At 58.7% G+C, this 26599-nt stretch carries 18 protein-coding genes; 10 read left to right on the top strand and 8 right to left on the bottom strand.

All coding sequences use genetic code 11. The features are described 5' to 3' along the window. Positions 1-583 (top strand): ATP-binding cassette domain-containing protein (locus RTS12_RS03975; RefSeq protein ID WP_312525725.1); only part of this gene is annotated, 583 nt, incomplete at its 5' end. An 88-nt stretch (positions 584-671) separates the two neighbouring features. Here RTS12_RS03975 and RTS12_RS03970 read toward each other — a convergent pair. Beyond that, on the bottom strand, positions 672-1655 hold the full coding sequence (locus RTS12_RS03970; RefSeq protein WP_312525723.1) for a bile acid:sodium symporter family protein: 984 nt from the start codon (positions 1653-1655) through the stop codon (positions 672-674). A 177-nt stretch (positions 1656-1832) separates the two neighbouring features. Between RTS12_RS03970 and RTS12_RS03965 the strand changes: the two genes are divergently transcribed. The 5 genes from RTS12_RS03965 to RTS12_RS03945 all read left to right on the top strand — a co-directional run bounded on the left by RTS12_RS03965 (position 1833) and on the right by RTS12_RS03945 (position 10684). Beyond that, positions 1833-2492: a GntR family transcriptional regulator gene (locus RTS12_RS03965; RefSeq protein WP_312525721.1), complete on the top strand. Its 660-nt coding sequence runs from the start codon at positions 1833-1835 to the stop codon at positions 2490-2492. A gap of 264 nt (positions 2493-2756) precedes the next feature. Further along, positions 2757-4124, top strand: coding sequence for an oligosaccharide flippase family protein (locus tag RTS12_RS03960; RefSeq protein WP_312525719.1), 1368 nt, complete (start codon positions 2757-2759; stop codon positions 4122-4124). A gap of 23 nt (positions 4125-4147) precedes the next feature. Further along, positions 4148-8257 (top strand): amino acid adenylation domain-containing protein, encoded by a 4110-nt coding sequence (locus RTS12_RS03955; RefSeq protein ID WP_312525717.1) that lies wholly within the window; start codon positions 4148-4150, stop codon positions 8255-8257. A gap of 78 nt (positions 8258-8335) precedes the next feature. Further along, entirely contained in the window at positions 8336-8533 is a 198-nt protein-coding gene (locus RTS12_RS03950) for a hypothetical protein (RefSeq protein ID WP_312525716.1), read from the top strand. A 237-nt stretch (positions 8534-8770) separates the two neighbouring features. Further along, entirely contained in the window at positions 8771-10684 is a 1914-nt protein-coding gene (locus RTS12_RS03945) for an FUSC family protein (RefSeq protein ID WP_312525715.1), read from the top strand. Here the strand turns inward: RTS12_RS03945 and RTS12_RS03940 are convergent. The 4 genes from RTS12_RS03940 to RTS12_RS03925 are packed head-to-tail and all read right to left on the bottom strand — an operon-like array spanning position 10681 to position 16468. Then, positions 10681-11022: a DUF3307 domain-containing protein gene (locus RTS12_RS03940; protein ID WP_312525714.1), complete on the bottom strand. Its 342-nt coding sequence runs from the start codon at positions 11020-11022 to the stop codon at positions 10681-10683. The genes RTS12_RS03945 and RTS12_RS03940 overlap by 4 nt on opposite strands. A gap of 35 nt (positions 11023-11057) precedes the next feature. Then, entirely contained in the window at positions 11058-13229 is a 2172-nt protein-coding gene (locus RTS12_RS03935; protein WP_312525712.1) for an adenylate/guanylate cyclase domain-containing protein, read from the bottom strand. A 50-nt stretch (positions 13230-13279) separates the two neighbouring features. Then, a complete protein-coding gene (locus RTS12_RS03930; RefSeq protein ID WP_312525711.1) occupies positions 13280-15001 on the bottom strand; it encodes a FecR domain-containing protein in 1722 nt (573 codons plus the stop codon). Between the two features lie 12 nt (positions 15002-15013). Beyond that, a complete protein-coding gene (locus RTS12_RS03925) occupies positions 15014-16468 on the bottom strand; it encodes a tetratricopeptide repeat protein (protein ID WP_312525709.1) in 1455 nt (484 codons plus the stop codon). Positions 16469-16872: 404 nt separating this feature from the next. Between RTS12_RS03925 and RTS12_RS03920 the strand changes: the two genes are divergently transcribed. Continuing rightward, the gene (locus RTS12_RS03920; protein ID WP_312525707.1) at positions 16873-18705 is read left to right on the top strand and encodes a cyclic nucleotide-binding and patatin-like phospholipase domain-containing protein; all 1833 of its coding nucleotides are present in this window, start codon (positions 16873-16875) and stop codon (positions 18703-18705) included. Positions 18706-18786: 81 nt separating this feature from the next. Here the strand turns inward: RTS12_RS03920 and RTS12_RS03915 are convergent, their stop codons facing one another. The 3 genes from RTS12_RS03915 to RTS12_RS03905 all read right to left on the bottom strand — a co-directional run bounded on the left by RTS12_RS03915 (position 18787) and on the right by RTS12_RS03905 (position 23007). Next, positions 18787-20343: a phospholipase D family protein gene (locus RTS12_RS03915; protein WP_312525705.1), complete on the bottom strand. Its 1557-nt coding sequence runs from the start codon at positions 20341-20343 to the stop codon at positions 18787-18789. 136 nt (positions 20344-20479) lie between these two features. Further along, positions 20480-21997: a DHA2 family efflux MFS transporter permease subunit gene (locus RTS12_RS03910; protein WP_312525704.1), complete on the bottom strand. Its 1518-nt coding sequence runs from the start codon at positions 21995-21997 to the stop codon at positions 20480-20482. Then, a complete protein-coding gene (locus RTS12_RS03905; RefSeq protein ID WP_312525703.1) occupies positions 21994-23007 on the bottom strand; it encodes an HlyD family secretion protein in 1014 nt (337 codons plus the stop codon). Before RTS12_RS03905 ends, RTS12_RS03910 begins: the two co-directional genes overlap by 4 nt. Positions 23008-23528: 521 nt before the next feature. On the opposite strand from RTS12_RS03905, the gene RTS12_RS03900 reads away from it, so the two are divergent. The 3 genes from RTS12_RS03900 to RTS12_RS03890 all read left to right on the top strand — a co-directional run. Continuing rightward, complete coding sequence (locus RTS12_RS03900) at positions 23529-24506, top strand: lysylphosphatidylglycerol synthase domain-containing protein (protein WP_312525702.1); 978 nt, start codon at positions 23529-23531, stop codon at positions 24504-24506. A gap of 151 nt (positions 24507-24657) precedes the next feature. Further along, the gene (locus tag RTS12_RS03895) at positions 24658-26007 is read left to right on the top strand and encodes an esterase-like activity of phytase family protein (RefSeq protein ID WP_312525700.1); all 1350 of its coding nucleotides are present in this window, start codon (positions 24658-24660) and stop codon (positions 26005-26007) included. A gap of 304 nt (positions 26008-26311) precedes the next feature. After that, the coding region (locus RTS12_RS03890; RefSeq protein WP_312525697.1) for a contractile injection system protein, VgrG/Pvc8 family at positions 26312-26599 on the top strand (288 nt) is incomplete at its 3' end.

Here is a 26599-nt window from a genome sequence, read left to right as displayed (position 1 = left end):
GACCATGCGCTCCAAGGTCCAGATGGTCTTTCAAAACCCCTATGGCAGCCTCAATCCGCGCCAAAAGGTGGGTGATGTGTTGATGGAGCCTCTTCTCCTGAACACAAATACCCCCGCGTCAGAACGGCGAGCCCGGGCCGAGGCCATGCTGGTCAAAGTCGGCCTTGGACTCGAGCATTTCAATCGCTATCCGCATATGTTCTCGGGCGGTCAGCGCCAGCGCATCGCCATTGCCCGCGCCCTCATGCTCAACCCGACGCTTTTGGTGCTTGATGAGCCGGTCTCGGCGCTGGATCTTTCGGTGCAGGCGCAGGTCTTGAACCTGCTGGCGGATCTGCAAGAGGAATTTGATCTGGCCTATGTCTTCATCAGCCACGATCTTTCCGTGGTGCGCTATATCGCCGATGATGTCTTGGTGATGCATAAAGGTGATGCCGTCGAACAGGGCTCTCGCCAAGAGGTCTTTGCCGACCCCAAGCACCCCTATACCCGCGAACTTTTTGCAGCGACCCCGATTACCGATGTCGAGGCCATCCGCAAACGTGTTGCCCATCGTCAAGCGCTCAAGGCGGCGCGCGCCTGATCGCACAAGCCAAAGGGCAATCTTGGAAAGCAAAAGGCTCCGAACCGCGTGGTTCGGAGCCTTCTACATTTCTGCCCTTCAGCCTTGATCAGGCCTTCGTCGCCATGCGTTGCGAGATGATCGCACAGACGAACAGCTGGGTCAGGTGAAAGAACATCAGCGGCAAAACGATCAGCGCAACATCCTGCCCGGCAAACAAGATCCCCGCCATGGGCATGCCCGTGGCCAGTGATTTGGTTGAGCCACAGTAAAACAGCGCCAGCAAATCCGCCCGATCCATCCGCGCCGCGCGCCCGGCCACCACCGAGATCAGCATGCCGATTGCCAGCATGGCGCAGACAATCGCCCAAAGGCCAAACATGTGCCCGGCATCGACCATCTTCCAGATGCCATTGACCACGCCCGCGCTAAAGGCCGAATAAACGATCAACAAGATCGAGCCCCGATCCACGATCGTTGTCGCAAGCTTATGCTCGTTCAACCATTTCCCGATCAATGGCCGGCACAGCTGTCCGACGATGAACGGCAACAGGATCTGCTGGAAAATCTTCCAAACCGCGCTTGCATCGATATGAACCCCGCTATCCGAGGGGATCAACAACGCAAACAGCAAGGGCGCCAAAGCCACGCCAAGAACGTTAGAGATCGAGGCCGCGCAAACCGCCCCGGCGACATTGCCATTTGAGACCGAGGTAAAGGCGATCGAACTTTGCACTGTCGACGGCAGGCAGCCGATATACAAAAGGCCGATACCAAAGGCCGCGGGCAGATAAAGCCCGGCCAAAGGCGCAAGCGCCAGCCCCAGCACCGGGAACATGGCATAGGTGCAAAGCAGACATCCGATCTGCAGCTTCCAATTGGCCAAGCCCGACAGGATCGTCGCGGTCGACAGTTTCGCGCCGTAAATGAAAAAAAGCAGCGCCACCGCCCAATAGGTCACCTGCGACAGCACCGCAGCAAAGGCGCCCCGCGCGGGAACAAGCGTTGCCAGCACCACGGTCAGGATCAGCAACATCATATAGCGGTCTAGGCCCAGCCGCTTCAATTTCATCTCGATGGCTGAAACCGCCATGAAATCATCCCCTCACTTCTGATGATTGTATACGCATCTGCGCTATTATAGGCTTACTGCGTACAATCCAACCGCTTATCGCCCAGCTTTCTCATACATCTGGCCTGCCAATCTACATCGCACGCCTTGCCCTTTCAGCTTTCCTTCGCCCCGAACAGGCCCCAATCGGAATCGAACATGACCGAAACCCATGCTTTGCGTCTGGCAGATCAGCTGTCTCGCGATATCATCGACGGTCAAATCCCGGCGGGCACGCGCCTTGACGAGAAATCATTGGCTCAGGCCCACGGCCTGTCACGAACCCCGGTGCGCGAGGCGCTGACCGAACTTTGCGGACGCGGCCTTGCCCTGCGACGGCCCTATCGCGGGGTCGAGGTCATCGCCCCGGACCCGGTCCACCTTGCCGAAAGCTTTGAGGCCATGTCCGAGGTCGAGGCTCTGTGCGCGGCCCTGGCCGCCGGGCGGATGCCGATCACCGGTGCCATCGCGCTTGAGGATGTGATCGCACAGATGGGCAACGCCCTGGCAGCTGAACGGACGGACATCTATCGACAGCTGAATTTCGATCTGCATGATCTGATCTGTCAGCTTGGTGGCAATGCCCAATTGGCCCAGATCGCGCGGGATTTGCGCAACCGCTTTGAAATCCTGCGCCGCGCCCAGCTGCGCCAGCCCGAGCGGATCGAGGAATCCCTGTCCGAGCACCGCCAGATTGTTCGCGCTCTATGCAACCGGGATGCCCCCGAGGCCGCACGGCTGATGCGTCATCACCTTCGCAGTGCCATGGCTGCAACCCTGCGCCTTTTGGCACGTCAGGACGGCAGCTCGGGTCTGTGACCCCTCCGCCCGGTTGCAGCGTTACTGACGGACATTTTTTACACCCCGGTCCAAGACCTGCTCATCGGGGCGGCCGCCTGTCCTGCCCTGAGTGCCAGATAGCGAATTAGCCAGATAGCCAGATAGCCAGAAGAAACGGCACGAACGGTTGGGCATGACGAAATAGATTAATGGACCATATTAATAAACTCCGATATCTGCGCGAGCGATTTACCTGCGATCTGATATTCTAGCCCTGCCCCAATAGCCGGAAACCGACCGTTAATGACTGCTGCCCAGCAAAACCCAGCCTCAGGCACAGATCGTCCCGCTTTATCTCAGCGTCTGCGCCAAGGCTCGGTCATCACGATTCTGGGCTTTGGTGGCGCACAGGCCCTGCGACTTTGCAGCAATCTGGTACTGACCCGCCTGTTGATGCCCGAGGCTTTCGGGCTGATGTCGCTGGTCACCGTGATGTTGGTCGGGCTTAAACTTTTTTCCGATATTGGCCTTGGCCAGTCGATCCTGCGCAGCCCGCGCGGCGATGACCCGGTTTTTCTGGATACGGCCTGGTCGCTGGAGGTTATCCGCGGCTTTGCCCTATGGCTGATCGCCTGCCTGCTGGCATGGCCGGTGGCACGGTTCTATGAGCTGCCGGGACTTGTGGCGATTCTGCAGGTCTCGGCGATTATCCTTGCGATTACGGGCTTTGAACCGACACGCGTGGATACTGCAGCGCGCCATTTGCAACTGGGACGGGTCACGATCTTTGATCTGAGCAGCCAGATCGTGGCGACGGCCGTGATGATCATTCTGGCCTATGCCACCGGATCGGTCTGGTCCCTTGTGCTGGGTCAGCTGGTGGGGGCGGTGCTTCGGCTTTGGCTGATGAGCACGCGCCTGCCCGGACATACCAACCGATTTCGCATCGAAGGCCGCGCAGCCCATGAGCTGATCAGCTTCGGCAAGTGGATTTTCATCAGCACGGTCGCGGGATTCTTGGTGTCTCAGGGTGACAAGCTGGTCCTGAGCACGTTCTTATCGCTCGAAATGCTGGGCATCTATAACATCGGCTATACGCTGGCCTCGGTGCCGTTGATGCTTGGATCGGCTTTGGTCGGGCGGATGATGATCCCGCTTTATCGCGAGCATCTGGCGGGCGACAGCGCAAATGATCCTGCGATCCTGCGCCGCTTCCGCTTTCTTCTGACCGGCGGGCTTTTGGCGATTTCAGTGGTGTTGGCACTCGGCGGGATCGCCGTGATCGGGCTGCTTTATGATCCGCGCTATCAACAGGCAGGTGCAGTTGTGTGCTTGCTTTCCCTTGCCTTCATGCCGCAACTGATTGTCATTAGTTATGATCAGATTGCATTGGCCTTGGGCGACTCGCGCCGTTTTTTCTGGTTAACGGCCGCGCGAGGGATAATTTTTGTCATTTGCATCGCAACCATGGCGGGAATGTGGGGGTTAAAGGGTGCGATTTTTGGTCAGGGGGTGGCTTTTGTGCTGTGTTATCCGCTGACTGCGACTTTCGCGCATCGCTACGGGGTCTGGGATCCGATCCATGACCTTTTCATGGGGCTGGTGATGGTTGTATCAGGCATAATGACGTTTTCTCTTCACCTCTCTGCCATAAACGCCCTCTCATCGTGAAAGCTGTGCTCAGAACTTCGGCCATGACAGACCCATCTGATGCGCGCATGACGAGCCATCCTTCTGGTCCGCCTGCGGGTGCTGATTGCGCGCCGATGACGTCAATGCAGATTGGCCTGCTGTTGGAAAGCCAGCTGGCAGGCAAGCCTGCGCTGAACGTGCTGCAATTGGTGACCCATTTCACCGATGAGGTGATCGACGTCGCCGCGATGCGCCAGGCCTGGCAAGAGGTGACCTTGCGCAATGACGTTTTGCGCACGGTTCTGGACCCGCTGGCCGAGAACGGGCCGCAACAATATGCGCTTGACGCCATCGAGGTCGACTTTCTGCATCTCGACTGGTCTGCCATGCCAGCGGACGAACAGGCGGTCCGGTTGCCGATCTGGCTAGAGCAGGATCGCTGTCAGGGTGTTGACCTGACCAAAGTGCCAAGCTGGCGCGTTCGCCTGGTGCAGCTGGCCGCCAATCACATGCTGATGGTCGTGACAATCCATCACGCGATGATGGATGGCGGCAGCTTTTTCTTGCTGCAATCCGAACTTTACGACCGCTACAACGCCTATCGCGATCATCGGCCGCTGCGGCTGACGGTTCCCGAGGTTTCCTCGTTCCTTGATCATTGCCGCGCGCTGGTCGCGCAGGATGTCAGTGCCGGTCAGGCATTTTTCCGCGACCACCTTGCCGGCTTTGATGAACCGAACCGCCTTGCCAATTGCTTTCTTGCCGCCGAGGGTGACGCGGGCATCAGCCAAAGCAGTCGCATGGTCAGCACAAGGCTGTCGCAAAGCACATCCGAGGCGATCCGCGCCCGTGCCAAACGTGCAGGCGTGACCACAGCGAATGTGATCACGGCCGCATGGGGGCTGGTGCTGGCGCGCGCCTCTGGCCGGGACGAGGCACTTTTCGGCATCACCCGCACCGGCCGTCATATGCGCCCCGGCGAGCCGCCCTGTGTCGGTTGCCTGATCAACACCTTGCCTTTCCGCACGCGCATCTCGGGGCGCACGCTGGACGAATATCTGCGCGAGCATCGCGCCTTTGTTCTGGCCACCCGCGATCTGGAACAGATGCCTCTGCCCGCCATCGCCGAGGTCTGCGATATTCCCGGCGGTCAGGGATTTTTCGACAGCCTTGTGATGTTTGACCGCAAATCAGCGGCGCAATATCTGTCTGCGCTTGGACCGGAATGGGACAAACGCCACGGCGAAGAGCGCAGCCAGATGGCAACCGGGCTGACGCTTGGCGTTTATGATGATCCCGAAATGCTGGTTCGGCTGGAATACGACCCGGGTCGCTTTTCCGACGCGGGCATGGCGCGGCTGTCGCGCTATATGATCCAGACGCTGCATTCGATCATCGCCTGCGATGACGTGCCGCTGGCGCAGGTCGCAGTGCTGCCCGAAAATGAAATTGCCGATCTGATCGCGCTTGGCCAGCCTCGCCATCCGCTGCATCTGGCGCAAGATAACCCCGCCCTTATTCAGGAAATCGAACAGGTCGCGCGCAGTCAGCCCGATCACATCGCCTTGACCCAGATCGGCCTAACCCAGATTGGACTGACCCAGATCGGCCTGCCCGGCCCGGATCTGCTCATCGACCAGTCCACCGAGGACGCAGCCACCCTTTCCTATGGCCTGCTTGATCAGCGCGCAAACCACCTTGCTGCGGTGCTGCGCAGCAAGGGCATTGGGCCAGGCGACATCATCGGGCTGGCGTTGCCGCGTGGATTTGATTTCATCGTGGCCATGCTTGCGGTCCTCAAGGCTGAGGCCGCATTCTTGCCGCTTGATCCCGAATATCCCGCACAGCTTTTGGCCCATATGATCCAGGATTCAGGCGCCGCCTTGGTTCTTTCGGTGCAAGAGACCGTCGCGGCCTGCGCCGACCTGCCGGTTGCGCGACTGGATCTTGATGCACCGGGCAACCGCGGCCTTGCAGCGGATCCTCCGCCGCGCGGCCCCCATGATCCTGAACGTCCCGCCTATGTGATCTATACCTCTGGCTCGACCGGGCTGCCCAAGGGCGTGCTGGTGCCCCATCGCGCGCTAAGCCATCACGCCCATGCCACGCGCGCGGCCTATGGGATTTCGCGCGACGATCACGTTTTGCAATTTGCCAGCCTGAACTTTGATATATCGATCGAAGAGATCCTGCCCAGCCTTCTGGCAGGCGCGGGCGTGATGCTGCGCGATATACATATGGCCCAGTCGATCCCGGACTTTCTTGCCGAGATTGACGCCCATCAGATCACGCTGGCCAATCTGCCCACTGCCTTTTGGCATGTGCTGATCGCCCATCTGGGCGATATGGACGGCCGGGCCAGACTGCCCGATTCATTGCGGCTGATGGTCGTAGGTGGCGAACGGATCTCCGGTGCTGCCCTGACGTCATGGCAGGAAAAATACCCTGAAATCCGCTGGCTCAACGGCTATGGGCCGACCGAAACCACGATCACGGCAACGCTTTACGACCCCAGCCTTGCCTCTTTCGACGGCGGCGAGGTTCCCGTCGGGCGGCCAACCGACTCGGTGCATGTCTATGTGATATTGCCCGATGGCAGCCTTGCCCCCGAAGGGGTGAATGGCGAGCTATGGATCGGGGGGCCCCAGATTGCCCTGGGCTATATCGGCCAACCAAGCCTTAGCCAAAAGGCCTTTGTCCCGGACCCGTTCGCGCCCCAAACAAACATGGCTGCACCGCTTGCCTACCGCAGCGGCGATTGTGTGAGCTGGCGCCCGGACGGACAACTTGCCTATCATGGTCGCATCGACAAACAGGTCAAACTTCGCGGCTATCGCATCGAACTTTCGGCAATCGAGGCCAATCTGGAAGCAACCGGGCTGGTTGAGACCGCCATTGTCGCGCTGGAGGGTGCCCGGACCCCTCAGGCCCATCTGGTCGCCTGGGTTCGCCCTCATCACGACCACCCCGATGTCGACAGCGCCACCATCTTGAAGGCAATACAGCCTCATCTGCCCCCGCATACCCTGCCCCGGATCGTGCTGATCGATCACATTCCCCAAACCCCCGGCGGCAAGATCGATCTGGCGCAATTGCCGCGCCCGGCCCTGGTCCAAGAGCCCAGCCAAAGCTTTGGCCCACCCGATGAAAGCACGCAAAAGGTTCAAAGCATCTTTGCAGAGCTGCTGCATCTTGACGAGGTAGGCCCCGATCAAAGCTTCTTTGATCTGGGGGGCAACTCATTGATTTCGGTCCGGTTGATGAGCCTGCTTGAGCGTGAATTTGGCAAGCGCCTGACCTTGGCCACGCTGTATCAATCCTCGACACCGCGCGAAATCGCGGCGGAAATCCAAACGATGGATAGCAAATCCGAGCCCAATTGTCTGGTTCCGATCCAGCCAAATGGCAGCTTGGCCCCCCTTTTCGCCGTGCATATCATCGGCTCGGGCGGGGATTTTTTTCGGCCCTTGGCCCGTCATCTGGGCGAGGATCAACCGATATACGGCCTGACGCTGGACCTTCTGGACCCGACCAGCCCGACCAGCCTGCCCGAAATCGCCGAAATTTACCGCAATACCGCCGAGCGTATCGCCCCGCACGGACCAATCCGGCTGATCGCCGTCTCGCAAGGCAGTTACGCCGCTTATGAGATGGCCCAGCAGCTTTTGGCGACGGGACGCGATGTCGCCGCGCTTTACCTGCTTGATGCGGCGGGACCGGGCGGCCGGGTGCAGAAATTCGGTCGCAAATCCCTGCGCCATTACCTTAGCCGGCTGCGCCACAATTTCGCGGGCGTAGCTTCAGGTCGCTGGCACGAGCTGCGCATGGAACTGCATTTCAGGTGCGAGCGGCTTAAGCTGCGACTGGCCCGTGCCCTGGGCTCTGCGGGTAATCGCTATATTCGCAGCATCACAGCCCATCAGGCTGCGATCGATCTGGCGATCCGGTCTTATAAACCGACCCCCTATCCGCGCGAAATCACTGTTTTCCGCGCTGCAGACAATCTGCGTGATGGGCCAGAGGTCAAGGAAAATGGCCTTGGCTGGTCAATCGTTGCGCCGAAAGGAGTACGGATCATCGACACCGCAGGTCAGCATCTGACCATGCTGGGCGAACCCTATGTACATGAGCTGGCGGCCCATCTGCGTCTGGACATGAAACGCGACAATTGAGCCGCGCCCTAAGCCATAATTCTGGCAAGACCTGCTTACGGGATTGAACTCGTGCTGTGGCGGGGCCAAAACAACGCCATGACGACTTCATTCGATGACACCAGCTTCACCCTGACCAGCGGCGCTTGGTCAAACACCTATCCGCTAGAGGATCTGGCGAAATGGCTAAAGTTCTACAGGCACCAAAAAGAGCGCTTCCCGAAATCTGGACCGCATTATGATGCCTCAATCGCCGCGATCGAGGCACTGGCCGAGCAGCTGAACATCGCCGCTTAAGCCTAGGTCCGACGCCATCAATAAAAGAACATTCGTTCAGATATCCATTAACTTCATAGGCCTAACACAGAATCCTATAAAAATTCTTCACCTGTGGCGTCGTGTCGCGGTCCGGTTATACAAGGGTGCTTGTGCTGGTCGCGCTCTGGGTCTATGCGCTGATCCGCCCAATTCCGGGCAGCTTTTGGCGCGTCTGGCGATCCGCCCTTTCTATTGTGAGATTGCGGCACAGCACGCATGACAATCCGATCCGACTTCCACCGCATTTTCGAACGCCTTGGCTTTGACCGCCCCAAATTCCTGCAAGGTCTGCAAGTATCCTCGGCGGCGCTGATTGCCTTGGTGCTGGCCTGGCTTTTGCGCCTCGAGCATCCGCAATGGGCGGCAATCACGGTTTTTGTGACGCTTCAGCCGACGCGCGGGCAAATCATCGAAAAATCTTCGTACCGCTTTATCGGAACGATCATTGGCTCGGGATTTGGGACGGCGGTGGCGTGGTTCGCAGGCGGCAAGCTGGGGATTGAACTGCTGGCGCTGGCGTTTTGGGCCAGCCTCATGGTGTTCATCGGCTCGCTGCAACGCTCTTATCGCTCTTACGGTACGGTGCTGGCTGGCTATTCCGCGATCATCGTCATCGTTTTGAACCCGTTCAGTCCCGAAACCGTGCGTGAGGTTGCCTCGGACCGGGTGTTAACGGTGCTGATCGGTGCGCTGACGGGGGTGATTTGGGCCTATCTTGCACGCTTGAATGGCAGCGATCATGAGGTTCAACTTAAGGCCCGCCGCCTGACTGCGGATATTCTGCATCTGGCAGGCGCGGCGCAAAGTGATGCCGCGCGACGCGATCACGGCGCCTTTGGCCGGCTGATCACGGCAGCCTCGCTTCTGCAAGAAGAGCTGAACACACTGACCGCAAACGGAAAATTGGCAAGATCTGGTCGGTTCGAGCCGCTTTTGCCCGCGTTGGTCAACCTGCTGTTTGCCAGTTTCCAACATCCCCCCAACCCTGCATTGGGCGAAAGCCTTGAGGGTGCGGCGGTTCAACTGCACGGCCAGAACGACTTTTCAGGCATGATCCACGCCCTGCGCAAAATGATTGCACGCGCCGAGGATCCGGTCGTCGAAGACGCGCTCAGCTCGCTTTTGCTGGCTCTGAGTAACCTTGATGAAGAGCGTGGAAGCCGCGATCTGATGCGCAAAGAGCGCCGCCGCTATGCGCTGGATTGGACAGGTGCATGGCAAGGCGCGCTGCGAATTTTCATCGTGCTTTCCTGCCTTGGGCTGGGCTGGGTGCTGACCCAGGATGCCTCATTTCAATATGCGCTGGTCAGCGCGGCGATTTGCATGTCGCTGGCAACGACCGGGGTGACGCCGACACGTAAGATGCAGGATGTCATCAAGGGGCAGTTCGCTGCGGCGGCGGTGGCGATTGCGACAGAGATGCTGCTATGGCCGCTTTTTCCCAGCCCCGAGGGTCAGCTGCTATCCCTGCTTCCCGCCCTTTGCTCTTTTGCCTTTATCCGCTCGCACCGGGGTATGTCCCTGTCGGCGCCAGATTATGCCATCACGCTGTTTTTGCTACTTAGCCCCAGCTATGGCCCCTATCAGATCAGCGTCTTGCCGATCTGGAAGGGCCTGATGGCCGCTTCGGGCGGTGTTCTGGGCTATCTGGCATTTTTCCTGATCTTTCCAACCGATGCTCGCGGGCGGCGCAAGGCGCTTTGGGTCATGATCAAGCGCGACCTGCAAGAGGTTGCCCAGATGCGCCGCGTCTCGTTTTCCTACGAGGATTGGCGGCTCAGCTTCTGTGCCCGCTTTCTCAAAATCGCGCATTGGGCCTCGCTAGAGGGTGGACGCTATGAAAAATCGGCCGTCACGATGCAAAAAGCGGTCGTGGCGATGCAATTGGCCGAAGTGGTCTTTCTGCTCAAGCGCTGCCAGCATCGCGCGGGCCTTGCCCCCTCGTTACGGCGCGCCATCGCGGCCAGTCTTGCCCGGATTTCGGTGACCGACAAGGAAACCCCGCGTTTCCAGCAAGGCTTCGCCCGCCTTGCCCACCGATTTGAGCTGGCAGATATGACTGGCGAGGCGCGTGTGCTGACCGCCTTGGTCGATGATCTGACCGAGTTGGGACAATTGCGCAAAGCCTAAACCGTCGAGGCCGCCACTGCCCCAACCCAAATCAGCTTACAGCCCAGATGCAGTGACTGATCCTGATTGAAGGTGATCTTGCCTCGGCATTTCAGGTCATCAATCATCGCATGGGCCAAGGCCTCGGCCAGGCCCAGCCACAGGCTGCCTGTGACCACCCCGACAATGCCGCCATGAATGGTGCAATGCGCGGCCATTGCCTGAAACCAAGGGATGCCCGGCAATGGCGCAAACCGGTTTTTGGCCTTGGCCAGAAAATCTCCCTGAAGGGGATAATCGCCAAGCGCATGACCAAAAACCAAAAGCGCAAACAAGGTCAGCAGATCAAATGCGCTCATGCTTTACCCCGTTCACCTTGTCACGCCTTAGGGCGTCACTTTGATGTTGCGACATAAATACCATCCCAGTCTTTGCCCGGCGGTTGGGTCATCAGCTTCGCAATCCGCTGCTGATACAAAGCATAGATGGCGGAAAACTCTCTGTCATATACTTCATTGAAATCTTTTATAAATTCTAAACAAAACTCAAATTCCTGCGCCCGATAGCCATGCAAAAAGCGCTGATGCTGGGCGGCAAATTGGACAAATTCAGGGCTGCGTGCCTGATCGCCGTCCCCAGTGAGGGCATAAAGCACCACGGGCGCATTCCGTCCGACCACCCGGACCCGGTCGATTTCGAGGCAGGCAAGATCGCTGGCGCCCTGATAGACCTCGTCGGTCAAGGCGATGGTCACACCATATTGCTTGGTCAACCCCTCGACCCGCGAGGCCAGATTGACGCTGTCGCCGATCGCGGAATAGGAAAATCGCTGGCTAGAGCCCAAGTTGCCCACACAGGCCGGGCCCATGTGCAATCCGATGCCGATGCGAATATCTGTTCCGCGCTCAAGGTTAAGCTGCTCGACAGCTTTGACCATTCCCAACGCCGCCAGACAGGCCTTGCGGGGGTGATCTGCGATCGTCAACGGCGCGTTCCAAAAGGCCATGATCGCATCGCCAATATATTTGTCGATGGTCGCCTCATGCTCCAGCAAGACATCCGTCATCGGCGTTAGAAAGCCGTTTAAAAGTGCGGTCAGCTGGGTCGGGTCCAGATTTTCGGACAGGCTGGTAAAGCCCCGAATATCTGAGAATAAAATGGTCAGCTCGCGGTTTTCTCCGCCCAGCTTCAGCGCAGAAGGGTCATCTGATAACCGCGAGACAAGCGCGGGTGAAAGATAGCGCCCAAAGGCATTCCTCACGAACATCTTTTCGCGGTTGCCCATCAAAATAAGCAATGGTGCGGTCAAACCAAAAACCGCAACCAGACACAGGATCGGCAGCACGGGCGAAAGCAGGATGCCGGATTGGGTAAATGCGATCCAGGATAAAAGCCAACAACCACCAACCAAGGCCACCAGGCCAAAACTGCTGATCACAGGTCCGAAATAGGCGACGATCATAGTCAGCACTAGACCGCCAAGCACCGCCAAAGTGATCTCGGCGCCCTTGGCCCAGTCGGGGCGGGTCAGAAAGCTTTGGTTCAAGATCTGATCGATGACCTCGGCATGGACACGCACCCCGGGCATGGCGGGCGAAACCGGGGTGGCGACGATATCGCGCAGGCCGATGGCGCTGGTCCCGACCAAGACGATACGCCCCTCGAGCTGGGCTGCGATCCGGCCTTGCTGCACCGGGTCGAACAGATCTGCTGCGGCAACGACTGCCATATCGGGCATGCCGGAATAATGCAGCCAGAACTCGCCTTGGGGACCGGTTGGCACCTCGAAATTGCCAAGTTTCAAGGCGGTCATCTGGGCTTTACCGCCTGCAATCTCGCCGCTGGCGTCGCTGGAGCGGATGATGAAATTGCTGGCACCCAATGCCACGCGCAAGGCCTCGATATTCAGCGCGGCAAACAGCCCCCCCTCGGTCGTCGAGACCAGCGGCATGGTGCGAATGATATTATCGGCCGAGGGAAGAAAGGAAAAGCTGCCCAGCCCTGTCGCCTGCGCGGTCAGGATATCTAGATTGCCGATCCCGCCGCTAAAGCGCGGCAGGTAAGCAGATGGATCGCTACCCGCATAGGAAAACCCCGCGATGGCGGGCGGCAACAGGGACGGCGTTTCGTTGCTCAGGGCCAGCCCCAGCACAACAGGGTTGCGCCCGATTGCTGCTGCGAATGCCGCGTCATAATCCAACTCGACCCCAGCGTCGGGCAAAGAGACATTGGCGCCAAGCGCGCGCAACTCGCCGACCGCTTGACCAAGCGAGCTGCGATCCGGCTCGGAGAAAGCGATATCAAAAGCGATTACGGCGGCGCCTGCCGCCCCGATATGGTCGACCAGTTCGGCCATGCGTTGGCGCGACCAAGGCCATTGCCCCAGCTTCGCGATCGAGCCCTCGTCAATATCGACCACCGCAACCGCCGGATCGCTGGAATGTCGCGGAGATATCCTTTGATAGCTGTCAAAAACCTGATCGCTTAGCCGGATCATCGTCGCGCGCATATTGCTTGTGAGGGCAAGCAGCAAGACGATGGTGGCCAGCCCCGCCGCGATGATCACGCGGCGGCGCCGTGCCGAGGGGGTGCGGGACCGCTTGGACAGTCGCAAGATTACTGACCGAACCGAGCGCCACCAAAGATGCCTGTGGCGCTCCAGTCGCTTGATGGATCGTCCAGCTGGAACCCTCCTACGATACCCGCCGCGGGAATATCGCCGTCATTGACGAAGCCCCCGTTGATCTGACCAAAAGCCCCCGAGCCGTTGATTTCTCCGACAAAGCCAGTGTCGTATGCGCCTCCGACTGGTGTCATCCCGAAGTCTGGCGCCACGAAATCACGACCGTCGAAATCGGTGATCTGGATGCTTCCGCGCCCAGTGCCGAAATCGACCTGCGCTGCCATATCACCCGTGGCAGAATATTGCGAACCTTGGCTTGAAACCATTCCAACGGCTCCGCCCTGATAACGCGCCGTTCCCGTCAACGGAATGTCAGCAGGCGAGGTCATATCCCCAACGATCCAATAGCCGTCGCGGACGCCTTGATCGTTCATCCCGATGCTTGGCCCGGCAGCGGCCCAAGTTCCCCAGCTAAGAAACTCGCAATCGCAAAGGGTCGTAGGATCAGCGGCCACTGCCACACTGCCAAGCGTATTCGAGCCGCCGAAATCGGTATCGGTGGTATATTCGCTCTCGCTTTCTGTCACGATGAACGCAGCATCGCCCCATTGCATGGGTGAAAGCCGCGCCGAAACCGTGCCATCGGCCGCATTGAAGCTAAACGATGCCGAACCAGTGGTAGGCTGGCCCGCAGGCAGCAAAAGCCCCGAGCTGAAACCACGATAGACGCCGTTAAAGCTGCGCAACACGGGAGGATCCGGTGGATCCGGTGGATCTGGTGGGTCCGGCGGATCTGGTGGGTCCGGTGGATCTGGCGGGTCCGGTGGATCTGGCGGGTCCGGTGGATCTGGCGGGTCCGGTGGATCTGGTGGATCTGGCGGGTCTGGCGGGTCAATCGGATCGGTTGTGGATCCGATATTGGCTTGATTGGCTTCTTCGCGATTAGAGGTGTCGCGATCAGTCCCCAAAGCAATATCATCGCCCCCCGCACCAAGTCCCGCGCCCGCTGGGGGCGGCAGCGGCAAAAAGCCCAGATCACTGCCCGAAAGCGCCAAAACAAGATCTGACAAAGGCCCGCTCATCGGGCCGCGCAAACCGTTGGTCAGGACCGGATTTTCCTGATTGGTCCAGCTGTCCGGCGTCCAACGGATATAGGCCGCCCCTCCCTCAAAAACGATCGAGGTTCCCGCCATGGTCAGCACAAGTTGCGTTCCATCCGGCAGGGTGAAAGTGATCGAATCTCCATAAATCAAAGAGATATGGGCGGGGATCGCACCATCTGGCGTCAGATTGACATCAACAATCGCGCCGCGGATACCCGCCACGCCCACCGGGGTCTCAATATCGACCGAGCCTGCGCGCTTAGAGGCCGCACCACCGACGAACCGAAACACCCCGCGCGAGGCGCTGGCGGCAATCGTCGCCGTATCTGCATTGGGATCATAGACGAATTTGTCGATCTTCAGGGTCGATTTGGGCCCGACGGTAAAGTTGCTGCCATCTGCCAGCAAGATTTGCACGATCCCCTGTTCATCGGTGACGAATGTCTCATTGAAAATGACATTCTGTCCAATATTGACCTGCCGGGCCTTTGCTGCATCCAGATGAGATCGCGCATCAGGCGCAACCGCAGCGGTCACACCGACATCCTGAGCGGACAGGGGATTTGCGGAGATGAGCGCCGCAAGAGAAACCGAAAGAAATCTGATTTTCATCGCGCCAAATCCTTAAAACGAATGAACCACTGATGCCCCGAAAGCGGCATCGTGGAAGGTGCGAATATCGTAATTTGAATCGATGGAACGGTAGCTGCCATAGACCTGCAAGGCTAGATCATCGCGCAAGGGGACGCTTTGAATGGCCTGAATGTAGATCTCATTGCCCTTTTGCCGTTCAGTTCGGCTGACCATGGGATTGGGCCCATCACTGACCCGGCGGGCAAATTTTCCGGCCAAGGTCAGTGTCCAGGGCCGCTCGGTCAGATCAAAGGGCGCGTCGAAGCGATGGTTGACACCAAGCTGCAAACTGCTTTCCCAATAGGCGGAATCCTCGCGCTCGGCTGTGCGCCGTTCGATGCCAAGGCCGAAAATCCCCTGCCAGTCACGCGCGAATTGATAAAGCATCGAGCCGTTCAGCCGCATCCTTTCGCCGCTCAACTCATCACTGCGCGGACGATCATCGGTCGAGCGATAGTCTTCCTTGCGATAATCGAAGTTCAGGCGGTTCATGACTTTGCGCCCTTTGGGAACTTGCAACCCCATGGACAGGCCATAGCTGGTGTAATTCGGGTCATGGCCCAGCATCCCGCCACCGACCGCGGCAGATAGGCTGAACCGCCCGCCCTTGATCCCGTAATGATCAAGCAAAAACACCGGACCAAGGCGGAACTCGGCATCAAGGCTGGAAACGTCGCTGCGATCAGCAAATTCCGACGCTGCAAGGTCGAACTCATATTGCAGCGCGACGCCGCGATAGGGCAAAGGCTGCAAATAATTCAGCCCTACCCCCAGAATGGCCGCAACATCAGGCGTTCCAGTCGCCACATCATCCAGCGTGAATTCCTGGCCCCAAAGGCTGACCAGACGGTTATTTGGTCCCGCATTTGCGTTGCTTTGATAGCGCAACCCATAAGACAGACGTCCGCTAAATCCGCCTTTGCGACGATTGCCATTCATCGCCATCATGAAGGTCGAGATATTTCGCCGCACCTCGTCAGGTGTATCCCCCCGCGCCAGCACCTGCTGAAAATACGAGCGCGAAGTGTCAAAAGCGCCCAGGCGGAAATAAAGCGCGCCCAGTTCAAGTTGCAGTCGCGGCGTATTGGGAACGCGGATCAGCAAGCGCTCATATGTCGCAATCGCGCCCTCAAGATCGCCCAGACGCGCCGAAACCTGAGCATATGCAAAGGCAGCATCCAGATCGCCGGGGTTTTGGCGCACACGTATTAATAACGCCCGACGGCGCGCCTCTAGCGGCGGCAAAAGCCTGCCCGGATCCTCTGGCGGAACGTTATATCGCCGTATATCAACGCTTTGCCCTTGGGTGTGTCGCCCGGTTGCTGTCGGGGTGATCTGATCGGCTCGAATTTCATCCGCCCCGACCATGCCGATAATCGCGCCCAAAACCGCCTTTGCGAACCATGATCGCACGGTCCAATTTTCATTGGTTCGCTGAATAGCCAAGGTCACCCCCCAATTTCGGTCGACGGCTGAAGACGCCATTCTATGATTCGACCCTTAGTCGTAGGTTTAAGGTCAATCACTACGCAGGAGAATCTATTTTTTCCAGACAACCATTGGTTTTCTGTGAAAGTCCTCGCATTTGATTACATCAAATTAAATCTATAAAATCCTGCGAAAAACCTGTTGAAGCGGCATTTTACCCAACTATAGGGACATTTCTTTGGAATTCCCCCCTATTATCGGGCATGGTCGTATGTTTCTTGCCTGGCATGGTCAGGGTCGATTTCCGATGGATCCGAATAAAACGCTGCGTAGCGGCCTCTTACTGTCAAAGAACTGTGCTTAAAACCACCGTATATCCAAGCTAACATTCCCGATCAGGCGAGAAGAAAAGCAATTTCCAGATGAAACTCACCCTTCAGAATCTTCCGGCCGCTGCTGCAGAACTCTTGCGCGACCTTTCGCCCGAGGCAAAGGCAGTGGTGCTGGATCACGCCACCATCCGCGCCGTGCAACGCGGCGAGCGATTGGTGCGGCAGGGTGATGCGGCGGAATGCGTCTATTATGTCCTGCGCGGCAAGTTCGATGTCTTGCGTGACGGGTGCCATGTCGTCGCAGAGATCGGCCCCGGTGAGCCGATTGGTGAGATTGCCTTTTTCGCCGGGCTGACACGGACGGCCGATGTGCAGGCAGTCCGTGACAGCGATGTGCTGGAACTGGACCGCGAGACCTATGACAAGATTTCGCAACTGGCGCCTTCGTTTACGCAAAGCATCCTGCGCAACTTTGGCCGTCGCCTTGCCGCTGCGACCACAACCGCGGCTGTGCTATCGCCGCGCGCGCCCGCCGCTATTGGTATTTGCGCCGCGGGCTCGGTTGCTCCGCCCGAAGGGATGATCCGAAAGATCTGCGCAGCTCTGCAAGCCGAGGGGCCGGCAAGGGCCATTGGCTGGCACGATTTGCCCGCCGAGCTGCGGCCCCAAGAAACCTCGCCCCTGTCCGACAACGCATTGGCCACGTGGCTTGCGGTGCAAGAGCGTGAATATGGACGCCTGATCCTGATCACCGGCCAAGGCAATGATAGTTGGGACCGTGCCGCATTGCGCCAATGCGACTTTTTGCTGTTATGCGGCATGGGACCTTTGGCAAAAGACGGCAGGGTCGCGACCAACCCGCTCGAGCAATATGCCCTGCCCCTGTTTCGGCCTGAACATGTCGGGCTGGTCCTGTGGCGCGAGAATGCGGCCACGCCCATAAGCCAAACCATGAACTGGCTTGAGGGGCGGGCACTGCATCTGCATCACCATCTTGCTCTGGATCGCGCTGGCGATTTCGCCCGTCTCGCGCGCTTTTTGGCGGGAACGGCGCTTGGCGCGGTATTGGGTGGAGGCGGCGCTTTGGGCGCGGGACATCTGGGTTCGATGCGCGCATTTGCCCAAGCCGGGGTTGAATTCGACATCTATGGCGGAACCAGCATCGGCTCATCCGTCGCCCTAGAGCTGGCCCATAACCCGGATCTGACAGGAAAACTTGACACGTTCGAGGCGTTTTTCCTTAAGCGGCAAGCCCTGAGCAAATTGACCATTCCGCTCTATAGCGTTTTCGATCACAGCCATTTTGACACGGAATTGCGCCGGGAATTTGGCGAGCGCCGGATCGAGGATCTGGCCGTGAATGCCTTCGCCGTCTCGACCAATCTCAGCACGAACGAGATTTTCCTGCAGCGGCGGGGTCTTTGCTGGCAAGCGGTGCGAGCCTCTGCCTCGATCCCCGCAGCGCTTCCGCCTTTTGTCACCGAAGAGGGTGAAGTGCTGGTAGATGGCGCGATCATGGACAATGTCCCCGTCAGCGCCATGCGCCGTATCAAGCCCGGCCCCAATGTTGCCGTCATCTTGTCGCCCGACGAGGATTGGCGCATCCGTCACGCCTATCGCAACCTGCCCACACGACGCCGCCTTGCCGGCCAATTGGCGCTGCGCCGCCATGATGGGCAGGATTTCCCGCGCATCATCGAAGTGGTCGGCCGTGCGATGATGGTGACCAGCAGCCGTGCCATGCGCCAGTTGGCCCAATCGGGCGATCTGCTGCTCGAACCGCCAGCTGTGCCCGGGATGGGCTTGCTCAGCTGGAAGCAAATCCGCGCACAAGAGGCCGCGGCCTATGATTATACCAGCCGGCGCCTGGATGAGGCTGGGGGGTTTGCCGCATTGATGGCTCAGGCAAAAGCGGACAGGTAAGCCCCTGCCCCCCACAAGCCGAACCAGCACACCACCTTGGTCACGCACCACTCCTTGGAGGCGTTTGGACACGGGCGTAAGCTAAAGCAGCCATTCGATCGGCAACAGTCCGATGATGACGATTGCGACCTGCTGAAACCAGGTTGCTCCGGGTTCTTGCTGATAGATCAACATCGACCCATCCGAGCGCCGCTCGGTCCAGACCAGATTTTTCTCGGCGCTCAGAGCGGGCTTATAACTCATCATCTCGATCGGGCCGTCAAAAGCTGACGAGGTTAGCTTGGCCAATGAGGGGCTTTCGATCAAAAAACCCATCTCGCAGTTCAACAGCGCCGAGCGTGGGTCGAAATTGAACGATCCGATAAAGACGCGGCGGTCATCGATGGCGAAGGTCTTGGCATGCAGGCTGGCACCCGACAGGCCAAATCGCGGGATCTCATCCTCGCCCGATGTTTTTCCCGCACGCAATTTCAGCTCATAAAGCTCGACACGCGCCTCAAGCAGTTTTCGGCGATATTTGGTATATCCGGCATGTACCAGCAAGACATCGGTCGTGTTCAACGCATTGGTCAAAACCCGCACGCGACGCGTCTTGGCCAAATCTGAAAGCAGCTTGGCCCCCGCCTTGCCCGGAACGAAATAGGCCGAGATCAAATCCATCTTCGTGGCAACATCGCCCATGATCTCGTCCAGCCGGGTGATCATCAGTTGATGGCGCCGCGCACCACCCTGCCCTTTGATCGGATCATCGACAACCAATCGGATCTCGGTCCATTCAGGCGTGGCGGATCTGCGGGCCAGCTCGGCGGCGCTGGTTACGACATTGCCGACCAGCTGGCGTGCCTCATCAGATGCTGCCACATCCTCAAGGCGCTGCGTGACCTGCTGCAAATCCCCCCGACCCTTCACGATCTGGCTGATCCCAAAGACCGAGGCGCTGTTCCAATAGGCGTCAAAGGCCGCTGCGGTCTCGGTCACGATCGGGCCAATGGCCAGAACATCCAGATCCAGATAAAAATCCGCATCCCCGACCTGAAAATATTCATTCCCGATATTGCGCCCGCCAATGATTGCAGCCGCGCCATCAACGATGAAGGCTTTGTTGTGCATGCGCCGGTTCATGCGCATGAAATCAAAGGCATATCCCAGATATTTGGGGTTGCGCACGGTGGAGGGGTTGAACAGGCGGACCTCGAAATTCGTGATCCCATCCAGGGCGGATAGGGTCTGGTCGAAGCCGTGGATGCCATTGTCATCCAGCAAAAGACGCACGCGCACCCCGCGCAGCGCCGCATCCTGCAGCGCCTTAAGCAAAAGTTGCCCGGCCAGATCATCATGCCAGATGTAATATTGCGCATCAATGGACTGCTCAGCCTCATAGGCCAGCTCTAACCGGCTACCCAGCGCGTCATAGCCGCTAAGAATAGGAATCTGGCCGCTTTTACCGGGATGACGCGCCATCGATTCCAGCATCCTGCGGCCCAGCTTGGTGGCCACATCAGCCGCTTTTGCACATTCGATCGGGCGTTTTTCCAGCGAGGGCAGCGGAAAAAGCTGGCGCGCGATCAGAATTGCCGCGACCGCCAATGCGATCAGGGCAACAGCACCAATCAGGCAACCGGCCAGAATTTCGCGCATGAGCCAATCACCTTTCGCTGTCCTTGGGGGCAACGCCAATCGGATAGATCCGGTTCAAATTTGCACGCCTCGATCGAACGGGCAGCGCGCTTTGTTTTCAGCGCTTTGCGGTAAAGCCGCGACGATCTGGGTCGCATCAATGGGCTGGCGCCGGCGCATTCGCGCCCAGTTTGGGGCGCTCCATCAGCAAGACCACGGGCAACATCGCAAAGGCCCCCCACCCGGTCAGCAAGAACACATCCTTGAACGCCAGCATCTGCGCCTGAGCGGCGACGATCTGGGTAAGCTGGCCCGCGGCTTCGGGGGTTAAAAGCGGCAAGCCCATGGTCTGGGCCCATCTCTGCACGACCGGGCTAACTTCGGTGATATGGGCGGACAGATCATGCCAATGAATTTGCCCGCGCATCGACAATTGCCAGCCTGCAACCGCAATACCGACCGAGCTTCCGATCTGGCGCACTACCCCGTAAAGGCCCGATGCCTCATCTTGATGCGCGCGGCTGATGTTTTGAAAGGCAACCGTCGACATCGGCACGAAGAAAAGGCCCATGCCGATCCCTGACAGAACGCCCGGCCATGCCAGATCCCAAAAGCCTGCGAACAAGTTCAGCTTGGCCAGCCAGATATTGCCAAGCCCGGTCAGCACCAAACCAATTGCGACCAAAAATCTGGGATCAAAGTGGCGCAGCAAGATGGCCCCAGTGACCACCATCGTTACCCCCGAGGCCAGCCCGCGCGGGATGAACAAATAACCCGCCGTCATCACATCAAGGCCCAACAGCCCCTGCACGAATAAGGGCAGGACAGCGATCGTACCAAACATCGCCAGACCAAAGCCCATCATCGCAATATTGGCCGCAGCATAGCTGCGATCGGCAAAAAGCGACAAATCAATGATATTCTTTGGGTTTCCGATGCTGTGAACCAAAAAGGCCAGGGCAGAGAATGCGAAAACCAGCATCGAGATCTGAATGAAATGCGAAGAGAACCAATCCTTGCTCTCGCCCATATCCAGCGTCATCTGCAGTCCACCCACCATCAGGATCAGCAAGATCAGACCCGTCCAATCAATGGGTGCGGGTTTTGGCTCCTCTTTGGCCAGCCCCCCGGACATCAGCATCAAAGCAAAACAGGCGACCGGAATATTGACGTAAAAAACCGCCCTCCAGCTGAAATGATCGGTCAGGATCGCACCGATCGTTGGCCCCAAAACCGGCGCCACCACGACCCCAAGCCCGAAAAGCGCCATCGCCTGGCCGCGTTTTTCCTGGGGGAAACTGTCAAAAAGGATCGATTGCGAAAGGGGGATGAGAAAAGCCCCAAAGAGCCCCTGCAAGATGCGGCAGGCCACCATCATCGTGATACTGACCGAAGCCCCGCAGAGCGCCGAAGAAATCGTAAAGCCGATAATGGCGGTCATGATCAGCCGCCTGCGCCCATAGCGGCGGGCCAGAAGTCCCGTCAGTGGCATCGCCGCGACGGCGGCCACGATATAGCTGGTCAGGATCCAGATCGTCTGATCCGAGGTGATACCAAAGGCCGCCTGCATATGGGGCAAGGCCACGTTGACAATGGTGCTGTCGAGAACCTCGAGGATTGCGGTCATCACGACCGCCAGCACCACGCCCCATTTGACGGGGGCCACATCCGTCATTTTTTTGACCCAGCGGTCGCATCAAGGCCTGATGTATCGACCGTCACCACCGTCGACGCCCCCGAGCGCAGCTGCATGGCCGCATCACCGGGCCGCTCGTCCAAGAGGATGCGTACCGGAAATCGCTGTGTGACCTTCACCCAATTGCCGCTGGCATTTTCGGGCGGCAAAAGCGAAAAGCTGGCACCCGATCCCGCCCCGATGCTGGCGACATGCCCCTTTAGGGTCAGGCCCGGATACATGTCGATGGTCACGCTGGCGGGTTGCTCCGGGCGAACCCGCGCCAGATCGGTCTCTTTGAAATTGGCCGAAATCCACCAGCTGTCATCCTCGACCAGCGAAAACAGCGCCTGACCGGCCGTGACGACCTGACCCGGCCGCAAGGTCAGATTAGAGACCCATCCCGTCGCAGGTGCAGTGACCCGTGCATAGCCCAGCGTGATCTTGGCCCCGTCCAGCTCGGCCTGGGCCGCGCGAACCTGCGCATTATCGGCCCCGCTGCGCCCATGTTGATCCTGCGCGGCCTTCAGCGCCGCTTCGGCTGCGGCAACGTCAGCCTTGGCCTGATCCAGCATCGCCTCGGCCTGATCGCGCGCCGCTTGCGCGACATCACCCTTGCGAAACAGCGTGGCCTGTCGGTCATAGGTTAATTGCGCGTTGGATTGCCCCGCACGCGCGCCCGCCAAACGCGCCTCGGCCTGTGAAATATCAGCCCCCGTCACACCGCTGCCCTGCAAAGCCAGATCCAACCGCGCTTGGGCCGCGGCGACCTGGGCCTGTGCCTCGGTGTCATCGACGCTGAACAGCGGATCGCCAAGATTGACGCGCTGGTTTTCGATAACGTCAACCTGCAACACGCGCCCGGTCAGTTGCGGCTTGATGGTGACAATATCGGCGGTCAGATAGGCATCATCGGTTGATGGGTGAATTCGGCTGTGCTGCCACCACATCCACATCCCGGCGCCGACCAGAACGGCTGCGGCGCCAATGATCACCAGTTTCTTGTTCATCCCATGCTCCGACGATCACGAAGGCGGGCCTGCCATCACAGGCCAACTTCGTTGGCTTTCTGATTTGAAACCACGCTCTGATGCGCTTTGTTCCCATCAGGACGATTGTGTTAACCCTCGGACCGGCTTGAGACTGCGCGTAACCGCAACTTAGGGCTGAAAATCGCCTGATCTGGTCATGCACTGTTTGTATCCCTAGTGGATATCGCAAAGGCCAGCTTGGCCAAAAAACGATAGAAAGCGCATGAAAATGGCGATGTCCCGCTAATTCGAACGCGCAGGAAAAAGCCAAAACACCTGAAAGACTGCGCGCATAACGTTGATTTTTGTAACCTTTCAGACCGCGCCCAAGACCTTGGTGGCGCGCCGGCGGGACTGACTGGCCCAGGCGACTGGATTTCAAGAGTTGCCTATTTCCTGCGCAAGGTGCATTGCCCCTGCCAAGGATAATTGGTCCTATCAGCCTGAATGGGAAGGTCGCCCGACCCTTTCTGCAAGGGACGAGATCAAGACGAGGCAACGTGGCAGGTTCAAACGTCAACGGAGCAAGCTGGAAGCGATGGCTTTGGCCGGTCGTGGGCATTTCCGCGATCTCGGTTTCATTCTGGCTTTTGACCAAAGAGCTGCGTGGCCTGTCATGGTCGGCGCTTTGGGCCCAAATTCAGGCGATCTCACTGCATAACTGGCTGTTGATCGCGGGTTGTACGCTGTGCTGCTATCTGATCCTGGCCGCCTATGACACGCTGGCGCTTCAGCATCTGCGCCGCAAGGTGAACTACTCATTCGTGGCGCTCTGCTCGCTGACGACCTATGCTTTATCCCATTCCTTGGGGGCGTCGGCCTTTACGGGGGCGGTCATTCGCTACCGCGCCTATTCCACCAAGGGGCTGGGCGCGGCCGAGGTCGGGGTGCTTGTCACCTTTTGCTCGCTGACATTTTCGCTTGGAGTGATGGTTTCGGTCGGCGTCATCTTTTTGCTGACGCCCGAATTGGACACACGGTTTGTCAACCTTTTGCCGGGGCAAATGGTGCGATGGGTCGCGGTTGGCTTGCTGGCATTGACGGCATTTTACCTGATCGGCAGCGCTTTGCGCCTGCCGGATCTCAAAATTCGCAATTTCCGCATTTCTTATCCCAGCCTGCCGATCGCCCTTAAGCAGATTGCCGTCGCCCCGGTTGAGCTGCTGTTTGCAGGCGGTATTTTGTATTTTGCCCTTCCTGCCGAATTGAACCCCGGTTTCATGGTGGTTCTGGGGGTGTTCATCGTTGGCTTCACGCTCGCGCTGATGTCACATGCTCCGGGTGGGCTGGGCGTCTTTGAACTGGCCGTGCTGACGGGTTTGCCCGAATTCCCGCGCGAGACCGTGCTGGCCGCACTTCTGGTCTTTCGCCTGTGCTATTTCATTATCCCTTTGGTCATTGGCCTGGCGACGGCTGCCATTTTCGAACATGGGCAATTGCGGGCCACCTCGGACGACGGTGAAGGTCCGGGCAGTTAGGGCGGCTTGCACCGATAATCTGCTGGCCTTCATCTGATCATCTGATGGCCCGGCTGGCAGACAACTGACGGAAAAGCGTCAGAAAACCGCCACATCTTCGTCAACTGGCATCGCTAACAAGGCCGCATCAGCTTTCGTCAAAGGATGACCGATGCGCTCTCTTGCCGTTTTTCTGGCCACCAGCACCTTCCTTGCAGCCCCCGCGCTTGCCGAGGAAATCTTTCCTGCCAAACTGGCCGGCCATGCCGCTTTGCCCGCCTTCACCTTGGTGGCGCCACCCGCAGATGCGCCGCGCGATGCGCTGGTCTCGGGGAAATTCACCACGCCCGCGCGCAATGAGACCCCGATGAGCACCCAAGGCGATGTGGGGGCCGCTTATGGAGGGCACAAGACCGGGATCTCGCTGCCCTTCATCGGCCAGCCGGTTCAGGGGCTTTCGGGCTTTGCCATGAACCGCGCCGAAAATGGCGCCTGGTATGTCCTGACCGACAACGGCTTTGGCACGCGGATCAACAGCCCCGATGCGCTATTGAGCTTTCACCTGATGGCCCCTGATTTCGCCACCGGCAGCGTTGCACGCCAAAGCACGGTTTTTCTGCGCGATCCCGACCACAAGGTCCCCTTTCGCATCGCCTATGAGGGCAGCGAAAGCCGCTATCTGACAGGTGCCGATTTCGATCCCGAAAGCATCCAATATCTGAATGGAGAGCTTTGGATCGGCGATGAATTCGGCCCCTATATCCTGCGCGTTGCCGCAGATGGTCGCGTGCTGTCGGTGCATCAAACGATGCTGGATGGTGCCGCGCTGAACGGACCTGACACGCCCGGCACCGTGGTCCCGGCCCAGCCCGGCAAGGATTTCCGGGTCCAGCGCTCGGGTGGTTACGAGGGGATGGCGCTTCAGCCCAAGACCGATCTTTTGTGGGCCATGTTGGAAAAGCCGCTGCTGGGCCCCGATGGCGCGCCCGAGGGTGACTTTCTGCGCGTGCTGACCTTTGACACCGCCAAATCCGATTGGACCGGAGACAGCTATCGCTTCAAGCTGTCTGACGGTGCCAAGGCCATCGGCGATTTCAATTTCATCGACGAGACCCGCGCCCTGGTGATCGAGCGTGACAATGGCGAGGGCGATGCGGCCCTTGGCTGTGCCTCGGGCGCCAGTGACACCTCGCAATGCTATCCCCAGCCTGCCAAGGTCAAGAATGTGGTCTTGATCGATATGTCGTCAGTGGATGAGGAAGGCAATTTGCGCCGTATCGGCCATATCGACCTGCTCAACATCACCGATCCGGATGGCAAGGCGCTGCCCGACATGTCGCCCGCCGAGGGGCCCTTCACCTTCCCCTTCTTCACGATCGAGGATGTCGCGCGCGTCGATGACAGCCATATCTTGGTGGCCAATGACAATAACCTGCCCTTCTCGGGTGGGCGAAAGATCGGGCAGGCTGCCAATAATGAGTTCATTCTTCTGTCCGTGCCCGAACTTCTAAGCGCCAAGTGACGCCTGACTAAACCGGTTGGGCCGCAGGAAATGCGGCCCAGCACGCTTGCCACGCGCGGCCGCCCTTCCGAAATCGCGTTTCAAAGCAAAGCCAAACCGATCAACGTCACCCAGCTTGGGTGCGCGGACAGCACTGCCGCACCTTTGCGGAAACGTGCCGATGCAAATGATCTCGACCGGGGCGAAAAGGCACCGCTTTAACGAAATCGCCTTAAAATCTCGATTTTCCTTCGGCGGGAACTTGCTTGATTTGTTCGATTACCCTAGCAAGAATAGTGAAGGTTATTTCAGTTCTGGTGGTTCGATGTCGATTTTGTTGCGTCAATCTGACCGTCTCGGTCGGCTTTCGACGGCGCTTGGCCCCGAGGTTTTGGTTCTACTTCGGTTTGACGGCGCCGATCACCTGAACGAGCTGTTCGAATATCGCGTCGAGGCCCTGTCCAGCGAACGTGATATCGATTTCGACGCGCTGATGGGCACCCATGCCACTGTTTCGATTGAAGGGCGCGAAGGCACCCGCCATTTCGATGGCATCGTGACACAGGCGCGCTGGTCAGGTTCTGGCGAGAACGGCCACCGTTATGATCTGACT

Source organism: Paracoccus sp. (in: a-proteobacteria) (assembly GCF_032007265.1).
Taxonomy (GTDB): domain Bacteria; phylum Pseudomonadota; class Alphaproteobacteria; order Rhodobacterales; family Rhodobacteraceae; genus Paracoccus.
This window is presented reverse-complemented; position numbering and strand designations above follow the sequence as displayed.

Coding starts and splice junctions, on each gene's coding strand:
- RTS12_RS03965 (WP_312525721.1), top strand. CDS start 1,833: ATGACCGAAACCCATGCTTTGCGTCTGGCAGATCAGCTGTCTCGCGAT.
- RTS12_RS03905 (WP_312525703.1), bottom strand. CDS start 23,007: ATGAACAAGAAACTGGTGATCATTGGCGCCGCAGCCGTTCTGGTCGGC.
- RTS12_RS03930 (WP_312525711.1), bottom strand. CDS start 15,001: ATGAAAATCAGATTTCTTTCGGTTTCTCTTGCGGCGCTCATCTCCGCA.
- RTS12_RS03940 (WP_312525714.1), bottom strand. CDS start 11,022: ATGAGCGCATTTGATCTGCTGACCTTGTTTGCGCTTTTGGTTTTTGGT.
- RTS12_RS03960 (WP_312525719.1), top strand. CDS start 2,757: ATGACTGCTGCCCAGCAAAACCCAGCCTCAGGCACAGATCGTCCCGCT.
- RTS12_RS03895 (WP_312525700.1), top strand. CDS start 24,658: ATGCGCTCTCTTGCCGTTTTTCTGGCCACCAGCACCTTCCTTGCAGCC.
- RTS12_RS03950 (WP_312525716.1), top strand. CDS start 8,336: ATGACGACTTCATTCGATGACACCAGCTTCACCCTGACCAGCGGCGCT.
- RTS12_RS03955 (WP_312525717.1), top strand. CDS start 4,148: ATGACAGACCCATCTGATGCGCGCATGACGAGCCATCCTTCTGGTCCG.
- RTS12_RS03945 (WP_312525715.1), top strand. CDS start 8,771: ATGACAATCCGATCCGACTTCCACCGCATTTTCGAACGCCTTGGCTTT.
- RTS12_RS03920 (WP_312525707.1), top strand. CDS start 16,873: ATGAAACTCACCCTTCAGAATCTTCCGGCCGCTGCTGCAGAACTCTTG.
- RTS12_RS03910 (WP_312525704.1), bottom strand. CDS start 21,997: ATGACGGATGTGGCCCCCGTCAAATGGGGCGTGGTGCTGGCGGTCGTG.
- RTS12_RS03915 (WP_312525705.1), bottom strand. CDS start 20,343: ATGCGCGAAATTCTGGCCGGTTGCCTGATTGGTGCTGTTGCCCTGATC.
- RTS12_RS03970 (WP_312525723.1), bottom strand. CDS start 1,655: ATGGCGGTTTCAGCCATCGAGATGAAATTGAAGCGGCTGGGCCTAGAC.